A 1,379-nucleotide genomic window follows, 5' to 3' on the forward strand; every position below is an offset into this window, starting at 1 on the left:
AGCTTCGAAAAAATGATTCCGCAGAGCCAGCCGTACATCCAGAACTTCCTGGAAAACCGCGCTTCGCTGCGCGGTCTGGGCAACTCGGTGCGGGTGGTGGTGGAGAACACCCAGGGTGATATTTTCGATCCGCAATACCTCGACGTGCTCAAGCAGGTCAACGACCAGTTGTTCCTCACCGAAGGCGTCGACCGCGCGTGGATGAAGTCGCTGTGGAGCCCGGCGGTGCGCTGGACCGAAGTCACCGAGGACGGTTTCCAGGGTGGCCCGGTGATGCCCGACAGTTATCAGGGCTCGCCTTCCGACATTGAACAGTTGCGCCAGAACATCTCCCGCGCCGGTCTGGTGGGCAGCCTGGTGGCCAGCGATTTCAAGTCGACCATGCTGATCGTGCCGCTGATGGACAAAGCCGCCGCCGGTGGCCAGCGCATCAACTACCACGCTTTTTCGCAGATGCTCGAAGAGCAGTTGCGCGACAAGATCGAATACGCCGGCGACAGTGCGGCGCGTCAATCCGGGGTCGAAGGCAGCGGCCAGTACAAGGTGCGGGTGATCGGCTTCGCCAAACTCATGGGCGACCTGATCGACGGCCTGATCCAGGTGATGATGTTCTTCGGCCTGGCCGTGGTCACCTCGCTGATCATCATCTACGCCTACACCCGTTGCGTGCGCAGCACCCTGCTGGTGGTCGGCTGCTCGCTGATCGCGGTGGTCTGGCAACTGGGCATCGTCGCCTGGCTCGGCTACGCCATCGATCCGTACTCGGTGCTGGTGCCGTTTCTGATCTTCGCCATCGGCGTGTCCCACGCCGCGCAGAAGATGAACGGCATCATGCAGGACATCGCCCGTGGCACCCACAAACTGATCGCTGCGCGCTACACCTTCCGCCGTCTGTTCATCGCCGGTGTCACCGCGCTGCTGGCCGATGCCGTGGGCTTCGCCGTGTTGATGCTGATCGACATCCCGGTGATCCAGGACCTGGCGATCACTGCCAGCATCGGTGTCGCGGTGCTGATTTTTACTTCGCTGTTGTTGATGCCGGTGGCCCTGTCCTATGTCGGTGTCGGCGCGAAAGCCGCCGAGCGCGCGCTGAACATCGACAACCGCGCCGAGAAGCACAAAGGCTTCGGCAAACTGTGGGACGCGCTCGATCGCTTCACCACCGCCAAGTGGGCCACCGGCGCTGTTCTGGTCGCGGTGTTGATGGGTATCGGCGGTTTCATGGTTAGCCTGAACCTGAAGATCGGCGACCTGGACAGCGGGGCGCCGGAGTTGCGCGCCGACTCGCGCTACAACCGCGACAACGCCTACATCACCCAGCATTACGCGCTGTCCAGCGACCTGTTCGCGGTGATGATCAAGACCGCGCCGGAAGGCTG

Annotated in this window: 1 protein-coding gene; it reads left to right on the top strand. The window is 62.4% G+C overall.

What is annotated here, in order from left to right:
• A partial coding sequence (locus tag KGB28_RS01115) for an efflux RND transporter permease subunit (protein WP_411740563.1) occupies positions 1-1,379 on the top strand: 1,379 nt, incomplete at both ends.

This window comes from Pseudomonas sp. BF-R-19 (assembly GCF_019956445.1).
Taxonomy (GTDB): domain Bacteria; phylum Pseudomonadota; class Gammaproteobacteria; order Pseudomonadales; family Pseudomonadaceae; genus Aquipseudomonas; species Aquipseudomonas fluorescens_BH.